Consider the following 5,953-nt stretch of genomic DNA (forward strand, 5'->3'; position numbering starts at 1 on the left):
CCTCCCGGGGCGGCCGCCAGTGCGGCGACCGACGGGGCCTCGAACAGCGTCCGCAGCCCGAGGTCGACGCCCAGCGCGGTGTGGACGCGGTCGATCAGCCGGGCGGCGAGCATCGAGTGGCCGCCGGCGTCGAAGAAGCTGTCGTGGATCCCGAGGCCGGGAGCTCCGAGGACCTCCGCGAAGAGCTCGCGCAGGACGGCTTCGCGCGGGCTGCGCGCCGCGCGGTCCGGCCGTCCGGAGAAGTCCGGCGCCGGCAGCGCGGCACGGTCCAGCTTCCCGTTCGGCGTGACCGGCAGCGCCGGCAGGACGACCACGGCGGCCGGGACCATGTGGGCGGGCAGCAGTTCGGCGGCGTGCGCCCGCAGCGCGGCCGGGTCCGGCGCGTCACCGCGCGGTACGGCGTAGCCGATCAGCCGCGGCTCGCCCCGGTCGTCCTCCCGGACCGTCAGCACGGCCTGGGCGACGGCCGGATGGGTGAGCAGCGCGGCCTCGATCTCGCCCGGCTCCACCCGGAACCCGCGTACCGAGAGCTGGTGGTCGGCGCGGCCGAGGAAGTGCAGCCGGCCCTCGCGGTCCCAGCGGACCAGGTCACCGGTGCGGTACATGCGCGACCCCGGCGGGCCGAACGGATCGGGGAGGAACCGCTGCGCGGTGAGCCCGGGCCGGCCGAGGTAGCCGCGGGCCAGGCCGGGACCGCTCACGTATAGCTCTCCGGCGACCCCCGGCGGCACCGGCCGCAGCCGCCCGTCGAGGACCCGCGCGCCGGCGCCGCCGATGGGGCGGCCGATCGACGGGCGGTCCGCGCCGGTCAGCGGCTCGCTCATGGTGGCGCAGACGGTCGTCTCGGTCGGCCCGTACGCGTTGATCAGGCGCCGTCCGGAGCCCCACCGGCGCACCGCGTCGGCGGGCATCGCGTCACCGGCCACGGCCAGGGTGCGGACCGTCGCCAGTCCGTCCGGCGGCAGGACCGACAGCGCCACCGGCGGCAGCGTCACGTGGGTGACGCGGTGCCGGGCGATCAGCTCGGCCAGCGGGCGGCCGGGCGTCACCTGCTCCCTGGTGGCCAGGACCAGTTCGGCGCCGGACAGCAGCGCCATGCACAGTTCGGAGAAGGCGGCGTCGAAGCTCGGCGAGGCGAACTGCAGCACCCGGTCCGCCGCGGTGACCTGGAACCGCTCGATCTGGCGGGCGGCCAGGTTGGCGATGCCCTCGTGGGTCACCACCACCCCGTTCGGGCGGCCGGTGGAGCCGGAGGTGTGGATGACGTAGGCCGGATGGGCGGTCAGCAGCGCGGTGGTGCGGTCCTGGTCGGCCGGGTCGGTGTCCGGGGCGGTGCCGAGCGCCCGCGCGGTGAGCGGGTCGTCGAGCGGCAGCGCGGCGGCCGGCTCCGGCAGCCGGTCGGCCAGCGGGCGCAGGGTGACCACCAGGGACGGCCGGGCGTCGGCCAGCATGTGCCGGATCCGCTGGGCCGGGTAGTCCGGGTCCACCGGCAGGAAGGCACCGCCCGCCTTGAGCACGGCCAGCACCGCGGTCACCTGCTCGGGCGAGCGCGGCAGCAGCAGCGCCACGGTGCTCTCCGGGCCCACACCGAGCGAACGGAGGTGGTGCGCCAGCCGGTTGGCCCGGCGGTTCAGCTCCGCGTACGACAGGGTGTCCTCGCCCGAGCGCAGCGCCGTGCGGTCCGGCGTCCGCGCCACCTGCGCCTGGAACAGCTCCGGCACGGTCCGCGCGGGAACCGGCGGCCGCGGAGCGGTGGACCACCGCTCGACGGCGAGCCGCTCGGGCGGCAGCAGCACGTCCAGGGAGCCGATCGGCGCCCGCGGGTCGTCCGCCACCGCGGCCAGCAGGGCCACCAGGCGGTCGGCCAGCGCGGCCACGGTGGCCTCGTCGAACAGGTCCGCGTCGTAGCGGATGCCGCCCCGCACGCCGGCCGCCAGTCCCGCCGCGGTGTGGTGCTCCCGCAGCGAGACGTCGAGGTCGAACCTGGCCGTGCCGTGGTCCACCTCCGGCCAGGTGATCGTCAGGCCGTCCAGGTCGAACCGCGCCGGCTCGGTGTTCTGCAGCACCAGCAGGACCTGGAACAGCGGGTGCCGGGAGACCGAGCGGGTCGGGCTCAGGACCTCGACCAGCCGCTCGAACGGCAGGTCCTGGTGGGCGTAGGCGGCCAGCGCGGTGGTCCGGACCCGGCGCAGCAGCGTGCCGAAGTCCGGGTCGCCGGAGGTGTCGGTGCGCAGCACCACGGTGTTGGCGAAGAAGCCCACCAGCGGGTCGAGCGCCTGGTCGCCGCGGCCCGCCAGCGGGCTGCCGATCGGGATGTCCGTCCCGGCGCCGAGCCGGGTGAGCAGCGCCGCGAGGGCGGCCTGGAAGACCATGAAGAGGGTGACGCCCTCGCGCCGGGACAGCTCGGTCAGTTTCCGGTGCAGCCCCGCGTCCAGGTCGAGCGGCACCAGGCCGCCCCGGTGGCCGGGCGCGGCGGGGCGCGGGCGGTCGGCGGGCAGGGCCAGTTCCTCCGGGAGGTCCGCCAGGGCGTCCCGCCAGTGGGCGAGCTGCCGCGCGATGGCGCTGTCCGGGTCGTCCTCGGTGCCGAGCAGCCGCCGCTGCCAGAGCGTGTAGTCCGCGTACTGGACCGCCAGCGGTTCCCACCGGGGGGCCAGGCCTGCCGCGCGGGCCCGGTAGGCGGTGGTGAGGTCGCGCGCGAGCGGGGCGTACGAGGAACCGTCGCCGGCGATGTGGTGCAGCACCAGGAGCAGGACGTGCTCGGTCGGCGAGAGCCGGAACAGCACGGCGCGCAGCGGCGGTTCGGCGGCGAGGTCGAAACCGGTCCGGGCCGCGGTGGACAGCGCGGCGGGCAGTTCCGCGGCGGTGACCGGCACCGTGACGAGGGGGACCGGGCCGTCCTCGTCCGGGAGGATCCGCTGGTGCGGAACGCCGTCGTGGTCCGGGAAGACGGTGCGCACGGTCTCGTGCCGCTTCACCACGTCCCGGAGCGCGGTGTCCAGCGCCGCCGGGTCGAGCTCCCCCGACAGTCCCAGGGCCAGCGGGAGGTTGTACGCCCCCGAGCCGCCGTCGAGCCGGTCGAGGAACCACAGCCGCCGCTGGGCGTACGACAGCGGGATCACCGCGGGGCGCACGGCGGGGACGAGCGGCGGGCGGGCGGTGTCCGCGGTGTCCAGCCGGGTCGCCAGCCCGGCCGGGGTCGGCGTCTCGAACACCGCGCGCAGCGGCAGTTCGACTCCGAACGCGGAGCGCACGGCGTTGCTGAGCCGGGTGGCCAGCAGGCTGTGCCCGCCGAGCTGGAAGAAGCCGTCGTCCGGACCGACCGACGGCAGCGCGAGCACCTGGGCGAACAGCTCGCCCATCAGCTCCGCGCGCGGGTCGCGCGCCCGGCCGCCCGCGGCGCGGGACGCGAGGTCCGGGGCCGGGAGGGCGGCACGGTCGAGCTTGCCGTTGGCGTTCGTCGGCAGCGCGTCCAGCAGGACGACGGCGGCGGGCACCATGTACTCCGGCAGCGCGGCGGCGACGTGCGCGGTGAGCTCGGCGGCGGTCGTGCCGCTGCCCGGGCGCAGCGCCACGTGGGCCACCAGCCGCCGCTCGCCGGCCGGGTCGGCCACGGCGCCGACCGCGGCGCCGGTCACCGCGGGGTGGCGGGTCAGGGTGTTCTCGATCTCGCCGGGCTCGATGCGGAAGCCGCGTACCTTGACCTGGTCGTCGGTGCGGCCGAGGTAGTCCAGCGCGCCGTCGGGGCGGCGGCGCACCAGGTCGCCGGTGCGGTACATCCGCGCGCCCGGCCCGCCGAAGGGGTCGGCGACGAACCGCTCCGAGGTCAGCGCGGGGCGGCGGAGGTAGCCGCGGGCCAGGCCCGCGCCCGCCAGGTACAGCTCGCCCCGGACGCCGGTGGCGACCGGTCGCAGCCGCTCGTCCAGGACGTAGGTCCGCACGTGCGGCAGGGCCCGCCCGATCGGCGGGGCACCGGTCTCCTCGCCGTCCGAGTACCAGGCGGTCGCGTAGACGGTGGCCTCGGTCGGGCCGTAGAGGTTGGCCAGCGCCGTTCCGGGCAGCAGCCGGCGCGTCTCCCGGACCAGGTGCTCGGGCAGCCCCTCGCCGGCCATCACCAGGGTCCGGGTGGAGAAGGCGGGCTCGCCGCCGGCGAGCAGGGCCGTGAACACCGACGGCACGCCGCTGACCAGGCTGCCCGACCAGGGTCGTTCGGCCAGTTCCAGCAGGTCGCGGACGATCTCGACCCGACCGCCGGTCAGCAGCGGTGCGAACAGCTCGAACACCGAGACGTCGAAGGAGAGCGAGGTGGCGGCCAGGACGTGCGCCAGGCCCTCGGCCCCGAACCGGTCCGCCGCCCACTCCAGCAGCAGGGCCATGCCGCCGTGCGGGACCACGACGCCCTTGGGCCGCCCGGTGGAGCCGGAGGTGTGGATGACGTACGCGGCGGAGTCCGCCGTGATCGCCGTGCCCCGCTCCTCGGCGGAGAGGGCGTCGGCGCGGGTGCCGGCGAGGGCGGCACGCACCGCGGGATCGTCCAGCCGGACCCGGGGCAGGGCGGACGGCTCGGGCAGCCCCGCCACCGGCTCGCCCTCGGTGATCACCAGGACCGGCCGCGCGTCGGCGCAGGCGAAGGCGATCCGCTCGGCCGGCTGGACACGGTCCACCGGCAGGTACGCCGCACCGGACTTCAGCACCGCGAGCACCGCGAGCAGCATCCGCTCCGAGCGCGGCAGCGCCACCGCGACCACCCGCTCCGGACCGGCGCCACCGGCGACCAGGAGCCGGGCCAGGCGGTTGGCCCCGGCGTCGAGTTCGGCGTAGGACAGGGTGGTGCCCGCGCAGCTGACGGCGGGCGCGGCCGGTGTGCGCCGGGCCTGCGCCTCGAAGCGCAGCGGCACCGGGTCGAAGCGCGCCGGGACGGGCGCCCGCGCCTCGGCGGGCCGGGGCCGCTCCTGCGGGGTCAGGATGTCGACGTCCCCGATCGGCAGGGCCGGGTCGCCGGCCACCGCGGCCAGGAACCGGATCAGCCGGTCGGCCAGCGCGACGGCTCCCGCCTCGTCGAACAGGTCGGCGCAGTAGCCGAGGGTGCCCTCGACACCGGCCGGTTCGCCCGCCGGTGAGCGGGTCTCGCGGAACTGGAGGTCGAGGTCGAACTTGGCGGTCCGCTGCGGGATCCGCTGCCCGGTGACCTCCAGCCCCGGCAGCGCCACCGCCTCGCCGCCGACGGGCTGCAGCGCCAGCATCACCTGGAACAGCGGGTGCCGGGCCAGCGACCGCGGCGGCGCCAGCACCTCCACCAGCCGCTCGAACGGCACGTCCTGGTGGGCGTAGGCCTCCAGGTCGTCCGCGGCCACCCGCCGGAGCAGGTCGCCGAAGGCCGGGTTGCCGCCGGTGTCGGTGCGCAGGACCAGGGTGTTGACGAAGAAGCCGACGAGCCGCTCCAGCGCGGCGTCGGCGCGCCCGGCGACCGGGGTGCCGATCGGCACGTCGGTGCCGGCCCCCAGCCTGGTCAGCAGCGCCGCGAGGGCGGCGTGCAGGACCATGAAGAGGGTGGCGCCGTGCTCCCGGGCCAGGGCGAGCAGGTCCGCGTGCAGCCCGGCCGGCACCTGGAGGGCGACCTCCGCGCCCCGGTAGCTGAACTCGGGCGGCCGCGGCCGGTCGGTCGGCAGTTCCAGGCCCTCCGGCAGGCCGGCCAGCCGGTCGCGCCAGTAGGCGATCTGGCCGCTGATCCGGCTGTCCGGGTCCTGCTCGCTGCCGAGCACCGCGCGCTGCCACAGCGCGTAGTCGGCGTACTGGACGGGCAGCGGCGGGAAGTCCGGTGCCCGGCCGGCCAGGCGCGCCGCGTAGGCGGTGCCGAGGTCGTGGGCCAGCGGGTCCATCGACCAGCCGTCACCGGCGATGTGGTGCAGCACCACGAGCAGGACGTGATCGGTCGGCGTCAGCCGGAAGAGCGTCG

Annotated in this window: 1 protein-coding gene; it reads right to left on the reverse strand. The window is 76.8% G+C overall.

The window, feature by feature from the left end:
• Window positions 1-5,953, reverse strand: a 5,953-nt coding sequence (locus tag ABD308_RS17140) for an amino acid adenylation domain-containing protein (protein WP_344335236.1), incomplete at both ends; no start/stop codon positions are given.

The organism is Kitasatospora putterlickiae, assembly GCF_039527695.1.
GTDB classification, from domain to species: domain Bacteria; phylum Actinomycetota; class Actinomycetes; order Streptomycetales; family Streptomycetaceae; genus Kitasatospora; species Kitasatospora putterlickiae.